The organism is Microbispora sp. NPDC046933, from assembly GCF_040644635.1.
Lineage (GTDB): Bacteria > Actinomycetota > Actinomycetes > Streptosporangiales > Streptosporangiaceae > Microbispora.
The window spans coordinates 65,921-91,097 of the sequence record NZ_JBEYWW010000015.1; the positions used below are offsets into that span (position 1 = coordinate 65,921).

Annotated in this window: 18 protein-coding genes; 11 read left to right on the top strand and 7 right to left on the bottom strand. The window is 72.2% G+C overall.

The annotated features are described in order from the left end of the window. Positions 1–120: 120 nt before the first annotated feature. A complete protein-coding gene (locus ABZ857_RS21200; protein WP_357045350.1) occupies positions 121–1,461 on the bottom strand; it encodes a hypothetical protein in 1,341 nt (446 codons plus the stop codon). A gap of 205 nt (positions 1,462–1,666) precedes the next feature. On the opposite strand from ABZ857_RS21200, the gene ABZ857_RS21205 reads away from it, so the two are divergent. Next, positions 1,667–3,883 (top strand): thiamine pyrophosphate-dependent enzyme, encoded by a 2,217-nt coding sequence (locus ABZ857_RS21205; protein WP_357045352.1) that lies wholly within the window; start codon positions 1,667–1,669, stop codon positions 3,881–3,883. Positions 3,884–3,966: 83 nt separating this feature from the next. On the opposite strand, the gene ABZ857_RS21210 is transcribed toward ABZ857_RS21205, so the two are convergent. Further along, positions 3,967–4,557 carry a TetR/AcrR family transcriptional regulator gene (locus tag ABZ857_RS21210; RefSeq protein WP_357045354.1) on the bottom strand — a complete coding sequence of 197 codons (591 nt, stop codon included), beginning with the start codon at positions 4,555–4,557 and terminating at the stop codon, positions 3,967–3,969. Positions 4,558–4,603: 46 nt separating this feature from the next. Here ABZ857_RS21210 and ABZ857_RS21215 point away from each other — a divergent pair, with 46 nt between their 5' ends. From ABZ857_RS21215 to ABZ857_RS21230, 4 genes are read left to right on the top strand one after another with little or no spacing between them, the layout of a single operon-like run. Next, positions 4,604–6,178 (top strand): carboxyl transferase domain-containing protein, encoded by a 1,575-nt coding sequence (locus ABZ857_RS21215; protein WP_357045356.1) that lies wholly within the window; start codon positions 4,604–4,606, stop codon positions 6,176–6,178. Between the two features lie 3 nt (positions 6,179–6,181). Next, positions 6,182–8,206 carry a biotin carboxylase N-terminal domain-containing protein gene (locus ABZ857_RS21220; protein ID WP_357045358.1) on the top strand — a complete coding sequence of 675 codons (2,025 nt, stop codon included), beginning with the start codon at positions 6,182–6,184 and terminating at the stop codon, positions 8,204–8,206. Then, a complete protein-coding gene (locus ABZ857_RS21225) occupies positions 8,197–9,090 on the top strand; it encodes a hydroxymethylglutaryl-CoA lyase (protein ID WP_357045360.1) in 894 nt (297 codons plus the stop codon). Before ABZ857_RS21220 ends, ABZ857_RS21225 begins: the two co-directional genes overlap by 10 nt. Beyond that, on the top strand, positions 9,091–10,239 hold the full coding sequence (locus ABZ857_RS21230; RefSeq protein WP_357045362.1) for an acyl-CoA dehydrogenase family protein: 1,149 nt from the start codon (positions 9,091–9,093) through the stop codon (positions 10,237–10,239). 67 nt (positions 10,240–10,306) lie between these two features. On the opposite strand, the gene ABZ857_RS21235 is transcribed toward ABZ857_RS21230, so the two are convergent. Further along, positions 10,307–11,305 (bottom strand): winged helix-turn-helix domain-containing protein, encoded by a 999-nt coding sequence (locus tag ABZ857_RS21235; protein WP_357045364.1) that lies wholly within the window; start codon positions 11,303–11,305, stop codon positions 10,307–10,309. 393 nt (positions 11,306–11,698) lie between these two features. Here ABZ857_RS21235 and ABZ857_RS21240 point away from each other — a divergent pair, with 393 nt between their 5' ends. Together ABZ857_RS21240 and ABZ857_RS21245 are read left to right on the top strand one after the other, a co-directional pair. Then, a complete protein-coding gene (locus ABZ857_RS21240) occupies positions 11,699–12,139 on the top strand; it encodes a peptidase inhibitor family I36 protein (protein WP_357045366.1) in 441 nt (146 codons plus the stop codon). A gap of 80 nt (positions 12,140–12,219) precedes the next feature. After that, positions 12,220–13,080 (top strand): hypothetical protein, encoded by an 861-nt coding sequence (locus ABZ857_RS21245; RefSeq protein WP_357045368.1) that lies wholly within the window; start codon positions 12,220–12,222, stop codon positions 13,078–13,080. Between the two features lie 40 nt (positions 13,081–13,120). Here the strand turns inward: ABZ857_RS21245 and ABZ857_RS21250 are convergent, their stop codons facing one another. Beyond that, complete coding sequence (locus ABZ857_RS21250; protein WP_357045370.1) at positions 13,121–14,890, bottom strand: ABC transporter substrate-binding protein; 1,770 nt, start codon at positions 14,888–14,890, stop codon at positions 13,121–13,123. Between the two features lie 120 nt (positions 14,891–15,010). Here ABZ857_RS21250 and ABZ857_RS21255 point away from each other — a divergent pair, with 120 nt between their 5' ends. The 4 genes from ABZ857_RS21255 to ABZ857_RS21270 are packed head-to-tail and all read left to right on the top strand — an operon-like array spanning position 15,011 to position 21,321. Continuing rightward, entirely contained in the window at positions 15,011–17,014 is a 2,004-nt protein-coding gene (locus ABZ857_RS21255) for a hydantoinase/oxoprolinase family protein (protein ID WP_357045372.1), read from the top strand. A 1-nt stretch (position 17,015) separates the two neighbouring features. Next, positions 17,016–18,665 (top strand): hydantoinase B/oxoprolinase family protein, encoded by a 1,650-nt coding sequence (locus tag ABZ857_RS21260; RefSeq protein WP_357045374.1) that lies wholly within the window; start codon positions 17,016–17,018, stop codon positions 18,663–18,665. Continuing rightward, a complete protein-coding gene (locus tag ABZ857_RS21265; protein ID WP_357045376.1) occupies positions 18,662–19,951 on the top strand; it encodes an MFS transporter in 1,290 nt (429 codons plus the stop codon). The genes ABZ857_RS21260 and ABZ857_RS21265 overlap by 4 nt, the downstream gene beginning before the upstream one ends. Continuing rightward, positions 19,948–21,321 carry an FAD-dependent oxidoreductase gene (locus ABZ857_RS21270; protein WP_357045378.1) on the top strand — a complete coding sequence of 458 codons (1,374 nt, stop codon included), beginning with the start codon at positions 19,948–19,950 and terminating at the stop codon, positions 21,319–21,321. Before ABZ857_RS21265 ends, ABZ857_RS21270 begins: the two co-directional genes overlap by 4 nt. Before the next feature lie 69 nt (positions 21,322–21,390). On the opposite strand, the gene ABZ857_RS21275 is transcribed toward ABZ857_RS21270, so the two are convergent. From ABZ857_RS21275 to ABZ857_RS21285, 3 genes are all read right to left on the bottom strand, one after another. Next, a complete protein-coding gene (locus ABZ857_RS21275) occupies positions 21,391–22,674 on the bottom strand; it encodes a molybdopterin-dependent oxidoreductase (RefSeq protein WP_357045380.1) in 1,284 nt (427 codons plus the stop codon). Between the two features lie 65 nt (positions 22,675–22,739). Continuing rightward, positions 22,740–23,411, bottom strand: coding sequence for a response regulator (locus tag ABZ857_RS21280; RefSeq protein ID WP_357045382.1), 672 nt, complete (start codon positions 23,409–23,411; stop codon positions 22,740–22,742). After that, positions 23,408–25,114: a sensor histidine kinase gene (locus ABZ857_RS21285; RefSeq protein WP_357045554.1), complete on the bottom strand. Its 1,707-nt coding sequence runs from the start codon at positions 25,112–25,114 to the stop codon at positions 23,408–23,410. The genes ABZ857_RS21280 and ABZ857_RS21285 overlap by 4 nt, the downstream gene beginning before the upstream one ends. Positions 25,115–25,177 lie beyond the last annotated feature (63 nt).

A 25,177-nucleotide genomic window follows, 5' to 3' on the forward strand; every position in this document is an offset into this window, starting at 1 on the left:
CATCGAGAGTGCGGGCCCACAGCGTCGATGGCGTCTGCTCTCGAGCCGGGCGGCATGCGCGAACCGGCCCGGGGCGTACGGGGCGCCCCGGGCCGGCTCAGTGATCCTCTGGCGGATCCTCTAGCGCTTCACGCGCACCCAGTCGCTCCGGCTGGTGGAGCGATCGGCCTCGCCGTTCCCGGCGAAGACGACCTTCCAGTAGCCGGACGCCGACGCCTTGGTCTTGCCCCAGAACCTGCCGGAGCTGTTCGTCGACAGCGTCTTGACGTAGTGCCAGGAGCCGCCGGCCTTCTTGAACCAGACGGTCACCTTCTGGTGGCCGTAGCCCTCCCAGCCGTCGTCCCAGGCCTGGAGCTGGCCCCGGAAGGTGAGGTACCTGTGATACCTGACCGGCTCCGGCGCGGCGTTGAACTGGGCGACCCGGGTGTCGGCCTTGGGCACGGGCGTGGGCGGAGGCGTCGGCCGGGGCACGCGGACCGTCACGTAGTCGGTCGCGCTCGCCGAGTATCCCGCTCCGCCGGCGCCGTCGAACTCGGCCCGCCACCAGCCGGAGGTCCTGGCCGTGACGTCCGCCGAGAAGCGGCCGTAGGAGTCGGTCCAGTCGGAGGTGACGTACTGCCAGCGGTAACCGCCGGCCGGCTTGAACAGGATCTTCACCTGCCGGCCCGGGTAGCCGCTCCAGCCGGCGAAGCCGGAGATCTCCAGCCGGCCGCGCAGGCGCAGCGTGTCACCGGCGTCGACGGGCTCGGGGGAGGCGTCGAATCCGGTGATCCGGGTGCGGCTGGCCTGGGCCCTGACGTCGACCCGGTCGCTGTCGCTCGTCGCGGGCTCGGCGTCGGTGGCGCCGTCGAACTCGGCCCGCCACCAGCCGCTCCCGACCGCCCTCTCGTCGACGGAGAACCGGCCGCGCCGGTCGGTCGTCACCGAGCCGACCCGGCTGTAGGAGCCGCCGACCGGCTTGAAGGCGATGTACACCCGCTGCCCGTCGTACGCCTGCCGGCCGTCGCCGTCCCGGTAGGTCAGCGCGCCGGTCAGCCTGATCCGGTCGCCCCGGTCGACGACGTCCGGTGCCGCGTCGAAGTCGAGGTCGGTGGTCCAGTGGACCTGGAACTCCTTGCTCGCGGTGCCGCCGTCGGCCCGCACCTCCAGCTTCCAGACGCCCGGCTCGTCCCTGAAGGTGAAGCCGTACCTGGCCGTGTAGGCGCCGGAGCCCGCGGGGGCGGGGTCGAGCGGGACGGCCCGGCCGTCGCGGTCGACCAGCCTCGCCGCGCCCTCCGCGGACGCCTTGTAGGTGAAGGTCGCCGCCGTGCCCGCGTCGGTGCCGACGACCACAGGACTGGGGGAGACGGTCAGGTCACTGGGACCCGCTGCCGTCGCCGCGCCGGCGGTGGCCGGGAGCGCGACGAGGGCCGCCCCTCCCAGAGCCACTGCCGCGATCACGGCATGAATGCGTTTCAACATTCCGGTGAACCATCCTTCCCGGTGGTTGAACGCGGCCTGAGGGTGCCACGTCATTCATTACGAGTAGACGGGCGAACACCGGTGATGGTTTAGTGCTCTGACCTATCGTCATCGATTCGTGTCAAAAGGCGTGATCCATAACCGCTCGTGCACGGAGTCGTCGCTGTGCGGGACGGAGCGTGCATCGTGCGACATAATCGGCCGTGTGGTGCGGGACGCTGTGGAGACGCATTTCGCCGAGGCCGTCGGGGCGCTGACCCCCGGACCCTCCCGGGATCCGGACCTGCCGGTGCGGCCGGGCACGGGCCTGACGGGCACGCGGTGCCGTGAACTGTTCGCCGTGCAACTCGGCAGCCGGCTCCTCGACGTCGCCGCCCGCCTCATGCGTGAGCGCGACGAGGGCTTCTACACGATCGGGTCGTCGGGGCACGAGGGCAACGCCGCCGTGGCCGCCGCGCTCCGCGTGGACGACCCCGCGCTCCTGCACTACCGGTCCGGCGCCTTCTACCTGACCCGTTCGGCTCAGGCCGGCCGACTGGCCGAGGAGGGGCTGCGCGACGTGCTGCTGGGGATCACCGCGTCGGCCGAGGAGCCGATCGCGGGCGGCCGGCACAAGGTGTTCGGCCACCCCGGCCTCGCCGTCATCCCGCAGACCTCCACGATCGCCAGCCACCTGCCGCGCGCCGTCGGCGTCGGCTTCGCGATCGAGCGGGCCCGCGCCCTCGGCCTGCCCTCACCCTGGCCCGGGGACGCCGTCGCCGTCTGCGGCTTCGGCGACGCGTCGATGAACCACGCCTCCGCGCTGACCGGGCTGAACACCGCCGCGTACGGCCGCTTCCGCGGGCTGCAGATCCCGGTGCTGTTCGTGTGCGAGGACAACGGCCTCGGCATCAGCGTGAAGACGCCGCCGGAGTGGATCGAGCAGGCCAGACACCCCCTGCTGGAGTATTTCCACGCCGACGGCTGCGACCTGGCCGAGACCTACGACGTGGCGCTGCGCGCCGTCGAGCACGTGCGCGTCAACCGGGCCCCGGCGTTCCTGCACCTGCGCACCGTGCGCCTGATGGGCCACGCCGGCTCCGACGTGGAGATCGGCTACCGCACCCGCCGGGAGATCGCCGCCGACCTGGACCGCGACCCCCTCGTCCGTACGGCGCGGCTGCTCGTGGAGGCGGGCCTGGCCGAGCCGGACGAACTGCTGGCGCGCTACGAGGCCGAGCGCGACCACGTGCTGAAGCTCGCGATGGAGTGCGCGCGGCGGCCCAGGCTCGCCACGGCGGCCGAGGTGATGGCCCCGCTCGCGCCGCGCCGTCCCGAGGCCGTGGCCGCCGAGGCCGTGCGGTCCGCGCCCGCCGAGGCGCGCGAGCGCGCCTTCGCCACCCTGCCGGAGCAGGAGGGCAAACTGACGGTGGCCCAGGCGGTCAACCGCGCGCTGGCCGACGCGATGGCGCTGGACCCCGGGGTCCTGGTGTTCGGCGAGGACGTGGCCCGCAAGGGCGGGGTGTACGGCGTGACGCGTGGGCTGCTGCGCAGGTTCGGGGCCGAGCGGGTCTTCGACATGCTCCTGGACGAGCAGGCCATCCTCGGCCTGGCGCTCGGGGCCGGGGTGTCGGGGCTGCTGCCGGTGCCGGAGATCCAATACCTGGCCTACCTGCACAACGCGCTTGATCAGATTCGCGGCGAGGCGTCGACCATGCAGTTCTTCTCGCAGGGCGCGTATCGCAATCCTCTGGTCGTACGAGTCGCCTCATATGCCTATCAAAAGGGCTTTGGGGGACATTTCCATAATGACAACTCAATTGCCGCATTGCGCGATATTCCTGGCGTGATCATCGCGTCTCCGGCACGGCCCGACGACGCGGCCGCGATGCTCCGCACCTGCCTGGCCGCCGCCCGCGCGGACGGCGGCGTCTGCGTGTTCCTGGAACCCATCGCGCTGTACCACACGCGTGATCTCTTCGAGGAGGGCGACGACGGCTGGCTCGCGCCGTACGCGCCGCCCGCGCGCTGGGCCGAGACACACGTGCCGGTCGGCCGCGCCCGCTCCTACGGCGACGGCCGCGACCTCACCATCGTCACGTACGGCAACGGCCTGCGCATGAGCCTGCGGGCGGCGGTCAGGCTCACCGCGGAGAACATGGGCTGCCGGGTGCTCGACCTGCGGTGGCTGTCGCCGCTGCCGGTCGACGACCTCATGCGCGCGGCCGAGCTGACCGGCCGCGTGCTGATCGCCGACGAGACCCGCCGCACCGGCGGCGTCTCCGAGAGCGTGGTCACGGCGCTCGTCGACAACGGCTTCCGCGGTGCGATCGCCCGGGTGACCTCGCAAGACAGCTTTGTGCCGCTCGGCCCGGCCGCCGACACCGTCCTGCTGTCGGAGTCCGACATCGAACGCGCCGCCCGGAAGATGCTGATCGGCTGATCGGTCGGGCGGTCAAAGCCGCGATGCGGCGTACGGCCCGGACCTACGCCGGAAGCAGGGCGCGAGCCCGGCGGCGGGGGGATTCAGAGCCGCGCCAGCGCGGCGTGGGCCATGGTGCGGAGCAGGTCGGCCATGGCCTCGGGGGCGAGCTCCCCGGCGCTGCGCGGGGTGGAGTTGAGCAGGCCGAAGACCGCGTGCGTGGCGGCACGCAGCCGCGCGGGCGGGCACGCGGGGTGCAGTTCGGACAGCACGGTCACCCACTCCTCGACGTACAGCCGCTGCAGCCGCCGGATGGCCCGGCGGGCCTGCTCCGGCACGTTGTCCAGCTCGCGCTCGTGGACGCGGATGAGCGCGGGGTGATTCAGCGCGAACTCGATGTGCCCGGACAGCAGCGCGTCGAGCGCGGCCTCCGCCGTGTCCGGGTCGGCGGTGGTCGCCAGCCGCGCCCCCTGCTCGCGCAGCCGCTCGCTGATGTCCAGCAGCATCTCGGTGAGCAGGGCCTCCTTGCCGCTGAAGTGCCGGTACAGCGCCGGTCCCGACACGCCCACGGCCGCGCCGATGTCCTCGATGGACACGCCGTGGAAGCCGCGCGCCGCGAAGAGGTCCGCGGCCGCTTCGAGGATCTCGGCCCGCCGATTGCGGGTAGGGGTCTTCACGGTCCTCCCGGTCTTCACGGCACCATGGTAGACGGAGTCTGTTAATGATGATTAACATCCGAGCATGAGCACGAGTGACTGGCCGGTGCTGGAGAGCCGGTGCGACCCGGGCGGCGAGCCGTACAAGCGCAACGCGGAGGCGAACGAACGCCTGGTGGCGGACCTGCGGGAACGGCTCGCGGCGGCGGCGCGTGGCGGCCCCGAGCGGGCCAGGGCCAGGCACGTCCAGCGCGGCAAGCTGCTGCCCAGGGACCGCGTCGACACGCTCCTCGACCCCGGCGGGCGCTTCCTGGAGCTGTCCCCGCTCGCGGCCGGCGGGATGTACGACGACCAGGCCCCGGCGGCCGGGATCATCACCGGCGTGGGACGGGTCGCCGGACGCGAGGTCGTGATCGTGGCCAACGACGCCACCGTCAAGGGCGGCACCTACTATCCGATGACGGTCAAGAAGCACCTGCGCGCCCAGGAGGTCGCCCTCCACAACAACCTGCCGTGCGTGTACCTGGTCGACTCGGGCGGCGCCTTCCTGCCGAAGCAGGACGAGGTCTTCCCCGACCGCGAGCACTTCGGCCGCATCTTCTACAACCAGGCCACCATGTCGGCGCGGGGCATCCCGCAGATCGCGGCCGTGCTCGGCTCCTGCACCGCGGGCGGCGCGTACGTCCCGGCGATGAGCGACGAGGCGGTGATCGTCCGCAACCAGGGCACGATCTTCCTGGGCGGGCCGCCGCTGGTGAAGGCCGCCACCGGCGAGACCGTCACCGCCGAGGAACTGGGCGGCGGCGACGTCCACGCCCGCGTCAGCGGCGTCACCGACCACCTCGCCGAGGACGACGCGCACGCCCTGAAGATCGTCAGGGACATCGTGTCGACGCTCGCCCCGAAAGGCCCACGCCCCTGGGAGGTCGCGCCGTCCGAGCCGCCCGTGTGGGACCCGCGCGACCTGTACGGCATCGTCCCCCAGGACACCCGCCAGCCGTACGACGTGCGCGAGGTGATCGCCCGGGTGGTCGACGGCAGCCGGTTCCTGGAGTTCAAGGCCGAGTACGGCCCGACCCTGGTCACCGGGTTCGCCAGGATCCACGGGCACCCCGTGGGCATCGTGGCCAACAACGGCATCCTGTTCGGCGAGTCGGCGCTCAAGGGCGCGCACTTCGTCGAGCTGTGCGACCGGCGGTCGATCCCGCTGGTGTTCCTGCAGAACATCAGCGGCTTCATGGTCGGCAAGGCGTACGAGGCCGGGGGCATCGCCAAGCACGGCGCGAAGATGGTGACGGCGGTCGCCTGCGCCCGGGTGCCGAAGTTCACGGTGATCATCGGCGGTTCGTTCGGCGCGGGCAACTACGCGATGGCCGGCCGCGCCTACTCGCCCCGCTTCCTGTGGATGTGGCCGAACGCCCGCATCTCCGTGATGGGCGGCGAGCAGGCCGCCACCGTGCTCACCATGGTCGGCGACGCCGACGCCGACGAGATCCGGGCCCAGTACGAACAGCAGGGCAACCCCTACTACTCGACCGCCCGCCTGTGGGACGACGGGGTGATCGACCCGGTGGACACCAGGACCGTCCTCGGCCTGGCGCTCGGCGCCGCCGCGAACGCCCCCCTCGAACCCGTCGGCTACGGCGTCTTCCGGATGTGAGTGATGTTCTCCAGTGTCCTGATCGCCAACCGGGGCGAGATCGCCGTCCGGATCATCCGTACGCTGCGCGCCCTGGGCGTGCGCGCCGTCGCCGTCCACAGTGACGCCGACCGCGACGCGCGCCACGTGCGCGAGGCCGACCTCGCCGTACGGCTCCCGCGCGGTTACCTCGACATCGACGCGATCGTCGAGGCCGCCCGGGCGAGCGGCGCCGAGGCCGTCCACCCCGGGTACGGCTTCCTCGCCGAGAACGCCGAGTTCGCTCAGCGCTGCGCGGCCGACGGCCTGGTGTTCGTCGGCCCGCCGGCCGGGGCCATCGAGGCCATGGGCGACAAGATCCGGGCCAAGGAGACGGTCGCCGGCGCGGGCGTGCCGGTCGTGCCCGGCGGCGCGGAACCGCACGACGACCTGGCCGAGGTCGCCGAGCGCATCGGCTTCCCCGTGCTGATCAAGCCGTCCGCGGGCGGGGGCGGCAAGGGCATGCTGCGGGTCGAGTCCGCCGAGGGCCTGGCCGCGGCCGTCGAGTCGGCCCGCCGTACGGCGACGGCGGCGTTCGGGGACGGCACCCTGCTGATCGAGCGGTTCGTGGACCGGCCCCGGCACATCGAGATCCAGATCATGGCCGACGGCCACGGGAACGTCGTCCACCTCGGCGAGCGTGAGTGCAGCCTGCAGCGGCGCCACCAGAAGATCGTGGAGGAGGCGCCCTCGCCGCTGCTCGACGACGAGACGCGGGCCCGCATGGGGGCGGCGGCGGTGCGGGCCGCCCGGTCGGTCGGCTACGTCGGCGCCGGCACGGTCGAGTTCATCGTTCCCGGCTCCCATCCCCGCGACTTCTTCTTCATGGAGATGAACACGCGGCTGCAGGTCGAGCATCCGGTCACCGAGATGGTCACGGGCCTCGACCTGGTCGAACTGCAACTGCGGATCGCGGCGGGGGAACTGCTGCCGTTCGGGCAGGACGAGGTGCGCCTGCGCGGCCACGCCGTCGAGGCCCGCGTCTACGCCGAGGACCCGGCCCGCGACTTCCTGCCGACCGGCGGCCGAGTCCTGGCCCTGCGCGAGCCGGCGGGCGAGGGCGTGCGGTTCGACTCCGGGCTGACCGGGGGGACGGCCGTGGGCAGCGACTACGATCCCATGCTGGCCAAGGCGGTGGCCTGGGCCCCCGATCGGGCGGGCGCGCTCGCGGCCCTCGACCGGGCGCTGGCCTCGACCGTGATCCTCGGGGTGACCACGAACATCGGGTTCCTGCGCGCGCTGCTGGCCGACCCGGAGGTCGCGGCCGGGCGGCTCGACACCGGGCTGGTCGAGCGGCGGCTCGGCGACCTGGTGAGCGGCGGGGTGCCGGACGAGGTGCTGGCGGCGGCCGCGCTCGTCTTCCACGCCGGATTCCATGTCTCCGGGTTCGACGTCTCCGGGTTCGACGTCTCCGGGTTCGACGTCTCCGGGTTCGACGTCTCCGGGTTCGACGTCTCCGGGCGTACGGCGGACGACCCGTGGGACGTCGCGGACGGCTGGCGCGTCGGGGAGCCCGCCTGGACCGTGCACCGGCTCGGCGTGCCCGTACGGGTCCGGGGCGCCGCCGGTGACGCGGAGATCGAAGTTAACGAGCGTTCACTCGGCCGGGCGCGGCTGGAGTGGACCGGCTCCGGTGAGGCGGCGGTCACCCTCGGCGGGATCACCCGGAGGTACGCGGTGGCCCGGAACCGCGACACGGTGTGGCTGGCCGAGGGTGGCCGCGCCTGGCCGGTCACCCGGCACGAGCCCGGCGATCCGAAGGACCGGGCGGGCGGGGCGCTCGCCGGCGACGGGGTCGTCCGCAGCCCGATGCCGGGAACGGTGCTGCTGGTCAAGGCGGCGGAGGGCGACCGGGTCACGGCGGGGCAGCCGCTGGTCGTCGTGGAGGCGATGAAGATGGAACACACCCTGACGGCGCCGGCCGACGGCGTGCTCGCCGAGCTGCGGGCCCGGCCGGGGCAGACGGTGGAGCTGGACGCGGTCCTGGCGAGGGTGACACCGTGCGAGTGACGATCTACGAGGTGGGCCCGCGCGACGGCCTGCAGAACGAGTCCGCCGTCGTGCCCGTCGAGGTCAAGCGCGAGTTCATCGGGCGGCTGGCCGAGGCCGGGCTGACGACCATCGAGGCGACGAGCTTCGTCCACCCCAAGTGGGTGCCCCAGCTCGCCGACGCAGGGGAGCTGCTGGAGAGCCTGCCCCGGGTGCCGGGAGTCCGCTACCCGGTGCTCGTCCCCAACGAGCGGGGCCTCGACCGCGCTCTGGAGCAGGGCGTGACCGACATCGCGATCTTCGGCAGCGCCACCGAGTCGTTCGCCCAGCGCAATTTGAACCGGACCGTCGAGTCGCAGTTCGAGATGTTCGCCCCCGTCGTCGAGCGGGCCCTCGCCCACGGCATGCGGGTCAGGGCGTACGTGTCGATGTGCTTCGCCGACCCCTGGGAGGGGCCGGTGGCGCCCGAGCAGGTCGCCCGGGTCGGGCGCGGGCTGCTCAACCTCGGCTGCTACGAGCTGTCGCTGGGGGACACGATCGGCGTCGGCACGCCCCGGCACGTCGAGGCGCTGCTCGACGCCTTCGCCGAGGCCGGGGTCGGGCCCGAGCGGCTGGCCGTCCACTTCCACGACACCTACGGCCAGGCCCTCGCCAACACGCTCACCGCGATCAAGCGGGGGATCACGGTCGTGGACTCCTCCGCCGGCGGCATCGGCGGCTGCCCGTACGCCAAGAGCGCCACCGGCAACCTCGCGACCGAGGACCTGGTCTGGATGCTCGACGGTCTCGGTGTCGAGACCGGGGTGGACGTCAGGTCGCTGACCGCCACCAGCCTCTGGCTCGCCGAGATCCTGGGCCGGCCGAGCCCCTCCCGCGTCGTCCAGGCTCTCGCCAAGGAGATCTAGATGCTCAACGACGAGCACGTCGAACTGCGCAAGTCGGTCGAGGAGTTCGCCCGCGAGGTGGTGGCCCCCGTCATCGGGGACTACTACGAGCGGTGCGAGTTCCCGTACGACATCGTCCGCAAGATGGGCGCGATGGGCCTGTTCGGCCTGCCCGTCCCCGAGGAGTACGGCGGCATGGGTGGCGACTACTTCGCGCTGTGCCTGGCCCTGGAGGAACTGGCCAGGGTCGACTCCTCGGTGGCGATCACGCTGGAGGCGGCGGTCTCGCTGGGCGAGATGCCGATCCTGCGGTTCGGCACGGACGCCCAGAAGCAGCGGTGGCTGCCGAAGATGGCGGCGGGGGAGACCCTCGGGGCCTTCGGGCTGACCGAGCCGGGCGGCGGGTCCGACGTGCCGGGCGGCATGCGTACCACGGCCGTCCTCGACGGCGGCGAATGGGTGATCAACGGCTCGAAGGCGTTCATCACCAACTCGGGCACCGACATCACCGGCGTCGTCGCGGTGGCGGCGATCACCGGCCACCGGGAAGACGGCAGGGCGGAGATCTCCACGATCCTCGTGCCGTCGGGCACCCCCGGCTTCACGGTGTCGAAGAAGTATTCCAAGGTCGGCTGGTCGGCCTCGGACACCCGCGAGCTGTCGTTCGCCGACTGCCGGGTGCCGGAGGAGAACCTGCTGGGCGAGCGCGGCCGGGGCTACGCGCAGTTCCTCCAGACGCTGGACGAGGGCCGGGTGGCCATCGCCGCGCTGTCGGTGGGCCTCGCCCAGGGCTGCGTGGACGAGTCGCTGCGGTACGTGCGGGAGCGCCGGGCCTTCGGCCAGGAGATCGGCCGCTACCAGGCCATCCAGTTCAAGATCGCCGACATGGAGGCCAGGGCGCACACGGCCCGCCTGGCCTACTACCACGCCGCCGAGCGCATGCTGGCCGGCCTGCCGTTCAAGAAGGAGGCCGCGATCGCCAAGCTCGTGTCGTCCAACGCCGCGATGGACAACGCCCGGGACGCCACGCAGATCTTCGGCGGCTACGGCTTCATGAACGAGTTCCCCGTCGGCCGCTTCTACCGCGACGCGAAGATCCTGGAGATCGGCGAGGGCACCAGCGAGGTGCAGCGCATGCTCATCGCCCGCGAGCTCGGCCTGCCCGCCTGAGCCCGTTCCGCCTGGCCCGGATCGCTGCCCACCGGCTGGCGCGGGTACGGAGACCGCTCGGCGGACGTCAGGCGATGAGACCGGACCAGCGGCCGCCGAGGACGGCGACGCCCAGGTCGGTGATGGTGTGCAGCACGGCTTGGCCGAGACGGTGACTGTTCACCAGTCCGGCCTCCCGCAGGGTTGTGGCCTGCCGGCTTGCGGTGGAGGGCGGGACGCCCAGGCGCCGGGCGAGTTCGGTGGTGGTGCAGTCGCCCTCCGCGAGGGTCTCGAGGACCCGGGTGCGGGTGGCGCCGAGCAGCCCGGTCAGCGTCGTACGCCGGTCGGGAGCCTGCCCGCGCGCCCAGTCGAGGTCGTGTTCGATCGGATAGACCAGGATCGGGGGCAGGTGGGGGTCGCGCAGGGTGATGGGCGTCTGCCGGCAGAAGAACGACGGCTGTAGCAGCAGGCCCCGGCCACCCAGATGGATGTCGTGGTCGGCCGGATAGGACAGTTCGAGCACCGGGAAGCTCCATCGCGCGGACGGGTGCAACGTGGAGAACACGGCTTCCCAGCCGCCCGCCGAGAGCAGCCTCGCGCGGCGGGCGCGCTCCCGGTCGACCTGGGCGCGGACGTGCGGCCAGTACGGGGACAGACAGGCATGGAAGTAGCCGTCCACTGCGCCGACAAGGGCGTCCAGCGCGTCCGGACAGCCCGCCGCGAGTCGTTCGGCCCACCCGGGCAGCCGCTTCCCCGGGTGCCTCGCCAGCAGCTCGGCCATGTCCCCGCGCAACCGCTCCCCTGTGGTGCGGCGCAGCGCCTCCATGCCCCCCGCCACCGAGCCGGGCTCCGCCCGAGGAGTGAGGAAGTCGACGGTGTAGCCCCGCACCGGGACCAGCGTCGTCAGCATCCGTACACTCCCGGGCACCCGGCCGAGGGCGGTCTTCTTCCACTCGCCGAAAACCAGCGTCTGCTCCCGGCGCCGCAGCCGGTAGAGGCTGAGCATCGTCTCCCACAGCACATCCGGCTGCGGCGCGATGTGCGTACGCGCCAGATCCTCACCCGTGAAGTGGATTCGCAGGGTCATGGGCGATCCTTCGGCGACGTGATTACTACCTGGCTGCGCACTTCCCACCAGGGAGTTTGCATTCAGGCGAACGTGTTTACAAGTCTGTGTGCCGATTCTGTAAAGCTTTATCCGTGAGAGGGACGCGTGGCATCCGGCAATCCGGGCGAGTCGGCCGGTCGCAATCCCGGATCGCCGAGGCCGGCAGGTGCACCGCGGTGTCGGCCAGGTGGACGCGCTATCCAGATTGGCCGGAGAAACCATCTCAAGGACGTCTAAATCCTCGTAAACCCATTTAATCAAAATTCCCCGAAAAGGTGGGATGTGCCGAATCGGCGAAGTTCGGCTCTCCCTGGCGGTATGCCGGCGCGCCTCTCGCCGTTCGGGACCACGGAAACAGAAAGGAGCACGCTCATGAGGATCCGCAATCGTATTCTCGGCGGTGCGGCGCTGACGGCGGTTCTCGTCGGGTCGGGGACCGCGGCGGTCGGTGCGAGCACCTCCCTGTCCGCCGCCCGGCAGGCCGGGCACTCCCGGCTCGCCGCCTCCGAGGCGAGCGGCGAGGCCGCGGGCGGCAAGCTCTGGCTCTACGAGCACGACGGCTTCAAGGGGGGATTCGCGGGGTTCACCGGCACCGACCGCGACCTGACCGACAACTACTGGTACGGCACGAGCCGCAGGGTCGACAACGGGGCCAGTTCGGTGAAGAACCAGACCCGCTACGGCGTCACGCTCTACCAGAACGTGGGCTGCACCGGCGCCCACTCCTACGAAAGGCCGAACTCCGAGGACAAGGACCTCAGCAACAACGACATCAGGGACAACCGCACCAGTTGCGTCTACTTCCACCGCTGATCCCTCATCCCCGTGCCCGCCGGGGTGGAGCGGCCTGCCCGCCCCACCCCGGCGGCCTGCGACGACAGTGCGAGCCGCTCATGAGACGCATCCTGATCGCCACGGCTCTCCTGGTGCCGGCGGCGAGTTCCGGCTGCGCGGGCACGCCGCCCGCGGCCGCTCCTCCGCCGGCGTCCGAGCCGCCCGCTCCCACCGCCGAAGTGCTGTCCCTGCGCTTTCCTCTGGAGGACTACGAGCTCAGCCTCACGGAGGCAGCGACGGTCGAGACCGCCGAGGACATCCTCGTCGGCAGGTGCATGACGGCCAGAGGCCTGCGGTGGCAGGCGCTGCCCCGCGTGACGGTGACCGAGATCCCCAATCGCCGGCGTTACGGCGTAATCGAACCGGCGGTGGCGGCCACGTTCGGTTACCACCTCGTCGAGGAGCCCTCGGACAGGAAGCGCAGCCGGGATCGCCGCCTGCGCGATCTCGCGCTGACCCGCGACCAGAGGCTGGCCGCCTACGGCACCGGCGGGACCGGCGGCTGCTGGGCCGAGGCCAACGCCCGCGCCTGGCGCGACATGCCGGCCGCCGAGGACGCTCTGCTGCGCCGGCTGGTGCAGGAGTCCTTCGCGACCTCGCTCCGCGACCCCCACCTGCGATCGTCGTTCCGCGCCTGGAGCCGCTGCATGGCCGGGCGGGGATTCGGCTACCCCGACCCCCTGAGCGCCGCCGCCGACCCGCGCTGGCGATCGCCGCGTCCGTCCCGGGAGGAGACCCGTACCGCCGTCGCGGATGTCGCCTGCAAGGAGCAGGCCGGGCTGGTGCGCACGTGGTCGGCCATCGAGACCGCCTTCCACAGGAAGGCGGCCGAGCGGCACCGCCGGGCCCTGCTCGTCCTGCGCGCGGCCAAGGCGGCGTGGCTGGCGGATGTGCGCCGGATCATCTCCGAGGCCCCCTGAGTACGCATCCGGCGCCGAGCCGGGAGCCGGACACCGCCCCTCAGCGGAACCTGGGGCGTCCCCGGGCCGGCCGATGGGGTGCGTGGCCGATCCACGGCGGTTGGCGGAACGTCGCCTCCGCGTAGGGCGTGGGGCTGATGATCCGGTGTGCGCCGTTCTGGACCTGGAAGATGAGGTGCGCCTGACCGAGCGAGGGGTCGGCGATCTCGTCGGGGAAGGCCACGCTGGTCTGCCCTCCCCGGTCGAGGTCGTAGACACCGTTGACGCCGCGGTAGACGAGTGCGCGCAGGTCGCGGGCGACGGCGTCGAAGTCCTGGGGGCGTCCGGACGATGCCCAGGCCAGGGCCAGCAGGTTGATCTGGTCGTAGGCCGCGCTCGCCACGGCCCTGCCCGGCGCGGTGCCGTACTTCCTGGTGAAGCGGTCGGCGAAGGCGCGACCGCGGCTGTCGCCGTAGAGGCCGGTGACGGTCGCCCACACCACGCCTTCCGCGGCTTCCCCCGCCAGCTCCAGGAACTGCGGCACGGCCGGTGTGTAGACCATGTAGACCAGCGTCGGCGACGGCTCGCGCACGAACTCCCGCTGGAACGCGGCCGCCTCCTCGGCCAGGTGGTGCGTGACCATCACCGCGCCCGGCGCGTGGGTGCGGACGGCGCGCAGCGCCTCGTTCCAGTCGTTGTACGGCGGGGTGAGCCTGACGACGAAGTCGATGGTCAGCCCCGCCTGTTCGATCAGCCGCGAGGTCTCCTCGTTGAACGCCTGCGTGTCGGGCATCGTGGTCTCGATGAAGCCGACGCTTCGCCTGTGCGGTTGGAGTTCGTGCAGGAAGCGGGCGAAGCCCTTGCCGTAGTTGCCGCGAGTGGGGCCGGTCTGGAAGATCCGGCCGAACCTGTCCGGCTCCTGCCGCACCCACGCGGCCTGCAGATCGCTGGTGGCGATGTTGAGGTAGGGCGCGCCGTAGTCGGCCACGATCTCGTACGAGGCCCGCTCGTCGGTCAGCAGATAGCCGCCGACGATGGCCGACACCTCCATGGCCGCGAGCTCCGCGAGGCCCGCCGAGACCGACTCGGCGTCGAGCGCGTCCACAGCGGTGACATAGGTGCGCACCAGCCTGCCCGCCACGCCGCCACGCGCGTTGAGTTCCTCGACGGCCAGCTCCGCTCCGCGCCGCATCTGCTCTCCGTCGTCCCCCGAGGCGCCGAGCAGCGGCAGCAACAGCCCGACTTCGTGCGGCGCGACCGCGACCGGCCGGCGTGGCACCACCCCGAAGGTCGCGAACGCGGGCAGGGGCCCGGTCGTGTGCATCAGCTTGTCCACGGCGCCCACCGCGAGGGCGGCCAGTTCCGGACAGCGGCCGGGGATCGGCAGCCTGAGGAGGCCGTGGTCGACCGCGAAGGCGGCGGCGCCGCTGCGGGTCGCCTGGCCGAGCTTGCCCAGCACGCTCTCCACCTGCTTGGAAACCGTGCGCGGACTGGTGCCCAGGTAATGCGCCACGTCCGTGTTGGTGAGCCCTCCGGCCAGGAGAGTCAGCACGTCGAGCTCGCGCGGGGTGAGCCCGTACGGCGGCGGCACCTCGACCGCGGACACCAGCACGTCGTCCGTCTCGCGGGCGACCGTCATCGAGACGTGCGTCCAGCGCTCGTCCCGCTCGACCTCCAGGAAGGTGAGGGCGTCGCGTCCGGACCGCAACAGCGCGATCGCCGCGCGAACCAGCATCGGTCTGCCGGAGAGGTCCACGCCGATGCCGTCCAGCCGCATCACCGTGCCGTCGGCGGAGACGCGTGCCATCCCCGGCAGGGAGGACACATCCACGGGCGTCTCCTCGTACTTCAGGCGGTGCGGTCCCGGCAAGGGCTGTCCATAGGGTAATCGACGTATTGCCGCAGATAGTAGGCCATGTGACCGTTTCTCCAATCGACAGAGAGGACTGCGATGAGACTCGGCGTGGAGTGCGGCGGAACCTTCACCGACCTGGTGTTGCTCGATGATGTCGGACGGCTTGTCGCCACTGGGAAGGTGTTCTCCACCCCGGCCGACCCGTCCCTCGCCGTGCTGGAGGCCATCGCCCGTCTGGAGACGGCCGACCTGTCCGGTACGCCGCTCCTGCATGGTTCCACGGTCGCCACGAACGCCGTCCTCGAGCGGAAGGGGCCGAAGCTCGGTCTCATCGTCACCCAGGGCTTCCGTGACGTCCTGGAGCTGCAACGGCACGACCGCGACGTGATGTACGACCTGCATTACCGCAAGCCGCGGCCACTGGTGCCGCGTGAGCTGGTGCGCGAGGTGCCGGAGCGGCTCGACGCGAACGGCAAGCCGCTGGTCGCGCTCGACGAGCAGGCCGTCCGTGAAGCGGTGTCCGAGCTGGCCGGGCTCGGCGTCACCTCGATCGCCGTGTGCTTCCTGCACAGCTACCGCAACCCCGCCCACGAGCAGCGGGTCCGCGAGCTCGCCGCCGAGGTCGCGCCCGCCCTCGACGTCTCGCTGTCCAGCGAGGTCGTGGCGGAGTTCCGCGAGTACGAGCGGGCGAGCAGCACCACCATCGACGCCTTCGTCAAGCCGACGGTCGACGGCTACCTGAGCCGCCTGGAGCGTTCCCTCGCCGAGCGCGGCATGGGCGCGGTGTCGATGATGCAGTCGAACGGCGGGGTGGTGCCCGCCGCCTACGTACGGCGGCGGCCGATCCACGTGCTGCTCTCGGGCCCGGCCGCCGGGGTGGCGGGCGCCGTCGCGGTCGCCGCCGCGGCGGGCGTCGACGACATCGTCACCATGGACATGGGCGGCACCAGCACCGACGTCTGCCTGGTGACGGGGGGCCGGCCCCAGATCACCAACGAGTCCATGATCGACAGGATTCCGGTCAAGCTCTCGATGGTGGACATCGCCACCGTGGGTGCGGGCGGCGGCAGCGTCGTCCAGCTCGATCCGGGCGGCATGCTCCAGGTCGGCCCGCGGAGTGCCGGCGCCGATCCGGGTCCCGCCTGCTACGGCCGAGGCGGAACCGTCCCGACCGTGACGGACGCGAACGTCACCCGCGGGCTGATCCGTCCCGGTCACTTCCTCGGCGGCAGGCACGCGCTCGACCGGCCGGCCGCCGTGCGGGCGCTCGACGTGCTCGCCGGTCCGCTGGGACGCACGCCCGCCCAGCTCGCCGAGGACGTCTTCCGCATCGCGAACGTCGCGATGGCGGGCGCGATCAGGCTGGTCTCCACCGAGCGCGGCCACGACCCCCGCGATCACACGCTCGTCGCCTATGGCGGCGCCGGCCCGCTGCACGCCGCCGCGGTCGCCGACGAGCTGGGCATCAGGACCGTGCTGGTCCCGCCGCACGCCGGTCTCATGTCGGCGTACGGCCTGCTCAGCTCCGACTTCCAGCGCCGCTTCGCGGTCACCAGAGTGGCCGACCTGAGCGAGCTGGCGCCGGGCGAGCTCGACGACGTGTTCGCCGAGCTGCTCGCCGACGCCCGTGCCGAGATCGCCGCCCAGGACATGGACCCGGACGACATGCTCGCCGAGCACGAGCTGGATCTGCGTTACCGGGGCCAGGGCTTCGAGCTGACGGTGCCGGTGCCGAGGGGAGCGGGGCCGGCCGAGGCCGCCGAGCTGTTCCACGATGCCCACGCCCTCAGGTATGGCCACGCCACCCGGGACAAGCCGGTTCAGGTCGTCACCTACCGGCTCACCCTCCGGCTGCCCCGGCGCGACACGGCGTTGCCCGCCGTACAGGCGGAAGGCTCCGCGCGCCGCGAGGACCTGCCCGTCGTGATCGGCGGGAGGGAACGGACCTGCGCGTTCCTGTGGAGGGCGGGGTTGCCGCCCGGCTTCGCGATCACCGGTCCCGCGGTGATCGAGGAGGACTCCGCCACCACCTACGTGCCGCCCGGCTGGACAGCCGCCGTGGACGACGCCACCAACCTGCTGCTGACGCGAGGAGCCTGACATGACGGTCGATCCGGTCACCCTGAACATCGTCGGCACCGCGCTGGCGGCGATCCCCCGGGAGATGGCGGCGAACCTGCGGCGCGCCGCGTTCTCCTCGGTCGTGCGGGAGGCACGGGACTACGCGGTGGCGCTCGTCGACCCGCACGGCAACGTGGTCAGCCAGGCCGAGGCCATCCCCATCATGACCGCCGGCATCTCGCACGCGATCGCCGCCGTGCTGGCCGGCAACGACCCGCGCACTCTCACGGCCGACGACGCGATCCTTTACAACGATCCCTTCAACGGCGGTCAGCACCTGCAGGACATCTACCTGTTCACGCCCGTCTTCCACGAGGACCTGCTCGTCGGGTTCGCGGCCAGTGTCGCGCACCATGTGGACATCGGAGGCGGCGAGCCGGGACTGACCATCAACGCCACGGAGGTCTTCCAGGAGGGGCTGCGCCTGCCCGGCCGGCCGTTCTCGATCTCCCGTGACTGGCACGGCGGCTTCGTCGAGCAGCTCTTCCGGCTCAACGTCCGGGTTCCCGACCTCGTGGTGGGCGATCTGAACGCGCAGTTCGCGGCCAACAGCGTCGCCGCGGAACGGCTGCGCGAGCTGGTCTCCAGGCATGGGGCCGAGCTGACCTTCGCGGTGATGGAGGAACTGCAGAACTACGCCGAGCGGCGGCTGCGTGACTCCATCTCCGAGATCCCGGACGGCGACTACTCCGCCGAAGAGATCATCGACGCGTCGTCCTGGGGAGGCGACCGGCACCACGTCAGGGTCTCCGTCCGCGTGCGGGGCTCCGGCATCGAGGTCGACTTCGCCGGCACCGACCCCCAGGTCGGCGCCAACCTCAACTGCCCGTTCGCCTCGACGGTCTCCTCCGTGCAGAGCGCGATCCGCGGCCTGCTCAGGGACAAGGACATCCCGTTCAACGAGGGCTGCAACCGGCCCATCACCGTGAAGGCCCCTTACGGCTCGATTCTCAACCCGGCCGCGCCGGCCGCCGTCCGGGCCAGGCTCACCCCGGCCAGCCGCGCGTTCGACGCGGTGATCCGGGCGCTCGCCGACGCGCTGCCCGACCGTGTGGTGGCCACGGGCTACGACACGACCAGCGCCGCGGCGCTCAGCTACCTCGACCCCGACAGCCACGAATACCAGGTGGTCCTTGAGGTGCTCGGCGGCGGCTGGGGCGCGGGTCCCGGACAGGACGGCGCGGACGGGCTCGACAACCCGATCTCCAACTGCGCCAGCGCCCCCGTCGAGGCGCTGGAGATCGACTACTCGCACTTCAGGGTGACGGAGTTCGCCCTCATCCCCGGCTCGGGAGGAGACGGCCGCAGTCGCGGCGGCCTCGGCTTCGTGCGCACGTACGAGGCGACCAGGGACGGCGTGACCTTCTCCGCCTATTCCGACCGGCACCGCTACGGCGCCCGCGGTCTGTTCGGCGGCGGCGACGGCGCCACCGGCGGGCTCGAAGTGACCAGGTCCGACGGGACCATCCAGCGGCTGTCCCACATCGACGCGGTCAAGCTCGCCGCCGGTGAACGGGTCAGCCTGCGCACCGGCGGCGGCGGAGGCTACGGCCCGCCCGCCGAGAGGCCGGTGGCAGACCGCGAGGCCGACCTGAGGGACGGCTTGATCGTGAAGGAGACCCCCCAATGACGAAACCGCAGATGCGCCGGGTAGCGCTCGCGTCCGCACTCGGCACGAGCATCGAATGGTACGACTTCTTCATCTACACGACCGCGTCCGCGCTGGTCTTCAACAAGCTGTTCTTCCCCACGCTGTCTCCGATCGCGGGCGTGCTGTCGGCATTCGCCACGTACGCCGTCGGCTACGTCGCCAGGCCACTCGGCGCTGTCGTGTTCGGCCACTTCGGCGACCGGATGGGGCGTAAGAAGTCGCTTGTCTGGACGCTGCTCATGATGGGCACCGCGACCTTCCTGGTCGGCTGCGTGCCCACATACAGCGGCATCGGCGCGCTCGCACCACTGCTGCTCGTCGCCCTGCGCTTCGTTCAGGGCCTGGCGGTCGGTGGTGAGTGGGGCGGCGCGGCGCTCATCTCCGTAGAGCACGCGCCCGCGCGGCGGCGCTCGTTCTTCGGCGCGTTCGCGCAGATCGGCTCGCCGGTCGGGCTGCTCCTCGCCACCGTCATGTTCACCGTGCTCAACGGCCTGCTGACCGCCGAGCAGTTCGAGAGCTGGGGCTGGCGTCTCCCGTTCCTCGTCTCCATCGTGCTGGTCGTGGTGGGCTTCGTGGTGCGGATGAGGATCGAGGAGACCCCCGACTTCCGGAAGTCCACGCGATCGGACGCGCTGCCCATCGTCGAGTGCCTGCGCACCTCATGGCGGCAGATCGTGGTGGGCCTGGGCATCTTCGCGGGCGGCTTCGTCGCCTACTACCTGCTCACCACGTTCATGCTCGCCTACACCACGACTCAGCTGGGCCTGCCCAAATCCACCGCACTGGCCGGGCAGATCGTGGCGGCGGTGGTCGAGGCGGCGCTCATGTTCGTCTTCGCCGCCATGGGCGACAGGCACGGCAAGGCCAAGGTGATCGGCTGGGGCGCCGTGGCGGGGCTCCTCTGGGCGGTGCCGCCGTTCTGGCTCTTCGGGACCGGCAGCGCCTTCTGGCTCTGCGTGGGCGTCGGCGTCGGGCTCATCGGCGTGACCGCCACCTACTCGGTGGGCGCGGCGTACGTGGCCCAGTTGTTCGCGCCGCGCGTCCGCTACACCGGCATGTCGCTGTCCTACCAGCTCGCCGGGGCCATCGGCGGAGGCGTCGTGCCGCTGTTCTCGACCGCGTCGCTGGAGTGGACCGGCGGCCACTACTGGCCGGTCGCCCTGACAACCGTGCTGTTCTACGTGTTCACGCTGGTCTGCCTGCGCATCGGGCGCGTCCGCGAGGGCGGGGCCGTGCCCGCTCCTGCCGTGGGGGTGGCGGGGTGACCGTCAACGGAGGCGTGTCGTTCTGGTATCGCGAGATCGGCCTGCCCCGCTGCCGGCGGCCGCTCGACCGGTCCGTTGACGTCGACGTGTGCGTCGTCGGCGGCGGCTACACCGGCCTGTGGACCGCGTACTACCTGAAGAAGGCCGATCCGGGCCTCCGGATCGCGGTCCTCGAGCGGAGCTTCGCCGGCTACGGCGCCTCCGGCCGCAACGGCGGCTGGATCACGGCGGCCCTCGCCGGGTCGCGGCGGCGCTTCGCCGCCACACACGGCCGGCGGGCCGTCCTCGACCTCCAGCAGGCGATGAACGACAGCGTCGACGAGATCATCGCGGTGGCCGCCGCCGAGGGGATCGAGGCCGACATCGTGAAGAACGGCATGCTGCGGGTGGCGCACGCGCCCGCCCAGCTGCCCAGGCTGCGTCAGCAGGTCGTCACCGCCCAGGCGTGGGACGACGACGTGGTGCTGCTCGACGCGGAGGAGACGGTCGCCAGGATCGGCGTCGCCGGTGCGCTCGGCGCCTCCTACACCCCGCACTGTGCCCGGGTCCAGCCGGCCAAGCTGGTGCAAGGGCTGGCCCGGGCCGTGGAGAGGCTCGGTGTCGAGATTTACGAGTCCACCCCGGTGACCGGGATCGCCCCGCACACGGCCGAGACGCCGTACGGGACCGTCAGGGCCCGGTTCGTGATCAGGGCGACCGAGGGATTCACCGCGGGACTGCCGGGGGAGCGGCGCACGTGGCTGCCGATGAACTCCTCGCTGATCGTGACGGAACCGCTGGGCGAGCGGTTCTGGGCGCAGATCGGGTGGACGGGCAGGGAACTGCTCGGCGACGTGTCCCACGCGTACATCTACGCTCAGCGGACCGCGGACGACAGGATCGCGATCGGCGGGCGGGGCTGGCCGTACAGGTTCGGATCGAGGACGGACAACGACGGCCGCACCCGGGCGGCGACCGTACGGCAGTTGCGGGACGCGCTCGTCAGGCTGTTCCCGTCCACCGCCGACGCCGCGATCGCGCATGCCTGGTCAGGAGTGCTCGGTGTGCCCCGCGACTGGTGCTCCACCGCCGGGCTGGACCGGCGCACGGGACTCGGCTGGGCGGGAGGCTATGTGGGACACGGCGTGGCCACGGCGAATCTCGCCGGCCGCACGCTCCGCGACCTCGTTCTCGGCGCCGACACGACGCTGACCAGGCTGCCCTGGGTGGGCAGGAAGGTCAGGAAGTGGGAGCCCGAGCCGTTGCGCTGGCTGGGCGTGCAGGGGATGTACATGGCCTACCGCGAGGCCGACCGTCAGGAAGTGGTCGCAGGACGGGTGACCTCTTCGCCACTCGCCAGGATCGCCGACACGGTGGCCCGCCGCGACTGATGTTCATGACCGGTGCCGTGCACCGCGCTGCGGCGCGCGGCGGGAGTCCCCACGGGCGGGCGCGTATCTCTACGGCATGGTCCGGGGCGGGAGGACGGTGAGGTACAGCGGGGCGTGGCCGTCGTAGCCGAGCCCGTGCTGGTTCCACGGGACGTCAGCGGGCCGGGGCTGGACGTTGCCCGCCTTGTCGCGGGCGCGTGACATCACGCGGTATCGCCCCGGCCGGGCCCCGCGCCACGGCACCTCGAACCGCACCCAGATCAGCGGCTCGGGCGGGGTGAGGAGCGCCGCCCCGCGCCAGGGCATCTCCGCCACCCACCGCCCGGGGGCGATCAGCCGCTCGATCGCGACGTCGACGCGGTCGATCGCCCCGGCGCCGGACCAGGCCCGGCCGTGCAGCGTGTGGTCGCCGGGCGGGAGCGTGACGCCGTCGTCGAGTTCGAGGGCGCTGCGGACCCGGCCGACGGTGGGCCGGACGGGGGTGGGGTAGGAGGGGCCGATGAGCACCTGGTTGCGCTGCAGGCCCCGCGGAGGCAGGCGCCGTACGGACGCCTCGATCGTGCCGAGCCACTTCACCGCCGTGTTGGCCCCCCACCCGGACATGAGGGCACGCAGCGGGTAGCCGTGGTCGGCCGGCAGGTCGGCCCCGTTCATGTGGTGCACCAGCAGGCTGTCGTCCCGCAGGGCCTTGTCCGCGGCGACCACCTCCGAGTAGTGCACGGTCCCCTCCGGGGTGGCGATCTCGTCCAGACCGGTGAACCGCACGTCCGCGGCGTGGCCGAGCCCGGCCGCCGCGAGCACGTCCCTGACCCGTACGCCGGTCCACTCCGCGGCGCCGACCGCGCCGAAGTGCCACTGGGTGTAACCGGTGGGAAGCCATCGGCCGTCGCCCGACGGCGGGAGCTCGGGGAAGAAGGCCGAGCAGTTGGCGCCGCAGTCGAGGGTGCGGCGCAGGGTGACCTGGGGCAGCGCGAGCAGGTCCGTGTACGAGAACGACATGGGGCGCGCGACCGCGTCACCGGTGATCTCCAGGCGCCATGACGAACGGTCGATGCGTGGCGGGCGGGCCCGGTTGTGGATGTAGAACCGGTCGTTGGGGATCAGGTCCCCATATTCGCCCACCGGACCCCACTTCATCTCCTCCGAGCCGTTTCCCCGGTGGGAGAAGTAACGGGACGGAGTCTCCTGCACGACGAAGTCCCGCCGGGCGGTCCCAGGGGCGGCCTGCCTCGGTGGCGCCTGCCGTACGGCGGCCAGGGCCAGCGGTCCCGCGGCCGAGTAGGCGAGGAACCGGCGGCGGGAGCAGCCCGTCTCTCCGCTCTCGGCCCGGTCCTGTCGATGACGATCTTCCATGGCCCTCACCCCGACCTGTACCTGCCCATTTCTGGACAAATGCCTCGGCGGGTCCGCGGGTTCGTTCAGGCGATGGTGTAGCGGAGTTCCGGGCGGCCGGGGCCGCCGTACTGCGGGACCCGGCGCGCGACGCCCGTGTCGACGAGGTGCTCCAGATAGCGCCGTGCCGTCACCCGGGACACGCCCACGGCCGCGCCCACGCCCTGGGCCGACATGCCGCCGGCGGCGTCCCGCAACGCGCCCGCCACCGCCTCCAGGGTGTCGCCCGTCATCCCCTTGGGCAGATGGGGGCGGGCGGTCCCGCGCAGGGTGGACAGCGCCCGGTCCACCTCGCCCTGGCCGCTGACCTCGCCCGGCCCGCTGATCGACGAGCGGAAGGCCGCGTACCGTTCGAGCTTCTCCTGCAGCAGGGCGAAGGTGAAGGGCTTCAGCAAGTACTGCACCACCCCGGCGGAGACGGCCGACCTGACCACCGAAAGGTCCCGCGCGGAGGTGACGGCGATGACGTCACAGGGGAGGCCCGCGGCCCGCATGGCCCGGCAGACCTCCAGCCCGTGCATGTCCGGGAGGTAGAGGTCGAGAAGCACGAGATCCACCGGTTCGCGGCGTAGCGCGCGGACGGCCTCGCCGCCGGACCTGGCCACGCCGGCGACCCGGAAGCCCGGCACCCGCTCGACGTAGAGGCGGTTCGCCTCGGCCGTGAGCTCCTCGTCCTCCACGATCAGGACCGTGATCACGGCCGCACCTCCTCGCGCGCCGGGTCGCGTGTCACGCCGTCGTGGGCCGGCCGGGGCGGCAGCGGGAGCCGTACGGTGAAGACCGCCCCCTGACCATCGGGGCCCTGACCACCGGTGCCCTGACCACCGGTGCCCACCTCGATGCCGCCGCCCAGGCGCCGGGCCGCCTGCCCCGCCATCGCGAGGCCGAGCCCCCGGCCGTCGCCCTTCGTGGACCAGCCGCGCCGGAACACGTCCCGTACGACGCCGGGGTCGAGCCCGGGGCCGCTGTCGGCGACCCGGATCAGGAACGTGCCGTCCTCGGCGCGCAGGCGGACGCGGACCCGGGCGGGCGGCGCGCCCTGCCCAGCGCCATGCACAGTGTCCTGCCCAGTGCCTTGCACAGTGCCCTGCACCGCGGCGTCGATCGCGTTGTCGATCAGGTTGCCGACGATGGTCACGAGGTCGCGGGCGTCGAGGGCGACGTCGTCGAGCTCGCTGTCGGGACTGATCACGAGGTCGACCCCGCGCTCGGCGGCCGCCGCGCTCTTGCCGAGCAGCAGCGCCGCGAGGACGGGTTCGCGGACCGCGCCCACCACGCGGTCGGTGAGCCGCTGGGCCGCCCGCAGCTCCGCGGTGGCGAACTCCACCGCCTGGTCGGCGCGGCCCAGCTCCACGAGCGCGACGACCGTGTGCAGCCGGTTGGCGGCCTCGTGCGCGGCCGAGCGGAGCGACTCGGCGAAGCCGCGTTCGGCGTCGAGCTGCCCGGTGAGGGCCTGCAGCTCGGTGTGGTCGCGGAGCGTGACCACCGTGCCGAGCGAGCGCGTGCCGGAGCGGACCACGGCGGCGCTCGCCACCAGCACACGCTCCCCGGTCAGGTGGATCTCGTCGGACCGGCTCTCCCCGGAGCCGAGCATCGCGGCCAGCGAGGGTGACAGGCCCAGGTCGCCCACGTGCCGCCCTTCCGCGTCCCCGGGCAGGCCGAGCAGCTCGCGGGCGCCGTCGTTGGCGAGGGTCAGCCGGCCGTCGCGGTCGACGAGCAGCAGCCCCTCGCGCACCGCGTGCAGGATCGCGTTGTGGTACTCGTACATGCGGCTCAGCTCGGCCGGGCCCAGCCCGTGCGTCTGGCGGCGCAGCCGGGCGCCCACCAGGTAGGCGCCCGCGATGCCCGCCGCCAGGCCGAGCAGGCCGGTGATGACGGCCGAGCCGATCTGCTCGCGCACCTCGGCACTGATCTTCGCCACCGTGATGCCGGCGCTGACCAGGGCCCGGACCCGGCCGGTGGCGTCCCGTACGGGGGTGACGGCCCGTACGGACGGGCCCAGGGTGCCGGTGTAGGTCTCGGTGAACGTGCGCCCGGCCAGCGCGGGCGCGGTGGTGCCGAGGAAGCGCCCGCCGATCTGCCGGGGGTTGGGATGCGTGTACCTGCGGCCGTCCCTGTTCATGATCGTGATGAAGTCGAGCCCGGCCTCCGCGCGCACCCGCTCCGCGTACGGCTGGAGCACGGCCGAGGGATCGGGGTCGTCCAGCGCGTCGAGCACGGTGGGCGCGTCGGCCACGCTGATCGCCACCGCCCTGGTCGTCCTCGCGGCCTCGTCGCCGAGAAGCTCGCGCGTACGCAGGAAACCGAGAAGGGTGGCGCCGGCCACGGTGATCCCGACGACCAGGATCTGCAGCACGAGCACCTGCCGGGCCAGGCTCCAGCGTCCGAGCCTGGCGGTCATCGTCGTCACGGTCTCAGCGTCCTCGCTTCACGTGCGGGTCTGCGCGGATTCACCGAGGGGCGC

Coding starts and splice junctions, on each gene's coding strand:
- ABZ857_RS21200 (WP_357045350.1), bottom strand. CDS start 1,461: ATGTTGAAACGCATTCATGCCGTGATCGCGGCAGTGGCTCTGGGAGGG.
- ABZ857_RS21215 (WP_357045356.1), top strand. CDS start 4,604: ATGAGCACGAGTGACTGGCCGGTGCTGGAGAGCCGGTGCGACCCGGGC.
- ABZ857_RS21220 (WP_357045358.1), top strand. CDS start 6,182: ATGTTCTCCAGTGTCCTGATCGCCAACCGGGGCGAGATCGCCGTCCGG.
- ABZ857_RS21230 (WP_357045362.1), top strand. CDS start 9,091: ATGCTCAACGACGAGCACGTCGAACTGCGCAAGTCGGTCGAGGAGTTC.
- ABZ857_RS21235 (WP_357045364.1), bottom strand. CDS start 11,305: ATGACCCTGCGAATCCACTTCACGGGTGAGGATCTGGCGCGTACGCAC.
- ABZ857_RS21240 (WP_357045366.1), top strand. CDS start 11,699: ATGAGGATCCGCAATCGTATTCTCGGCGGTGCGGCGCTGACGGCGGTT.
- ABZ857_RS21245 (WP_357045368.1), top strand. CDS start 12,220: ATGAGACGCATCCTGATCGCCACGGCTCTCCTGGTGCCGGCGGCGAGT.
- ABZ857_RS21255 (WP_357045372.1), top strand. CDS start 15,011: ATGAGACTCGGCGTGGAGTGCGGCGGAACCTTCACCGACCTGGTGTTG.
- ABZ857_RS21260 (WP_357045374.1), top strand. CDS start 17,016: ATGACGGTCGATCCGGTCACCCTGAACATCGTCGGCACCGCGCTGGCG.
- ABZ857_RS21265 (WP_357045376.1), top strand. CDS start 18,662: ATGACGAAACCGCAGATGCGCCGGGTAGCGCTCGCGTCCGCACTCGGC.
- ABZ857_RS21275 (WP_357045380.1), bottom strand. CDS start 22,674: ATGGAAGATCGTCATCGACAGGACCGGGCCGAGAGCGGAGAGACGGGC.
- ABZ857_RS21285 (WP_357045554.1), bottom strand. CDS start 25,114: ATGACCGCCAGGCTCGGACGCTGGAGCCTGGCCCGGCAGGTGCTCGTG.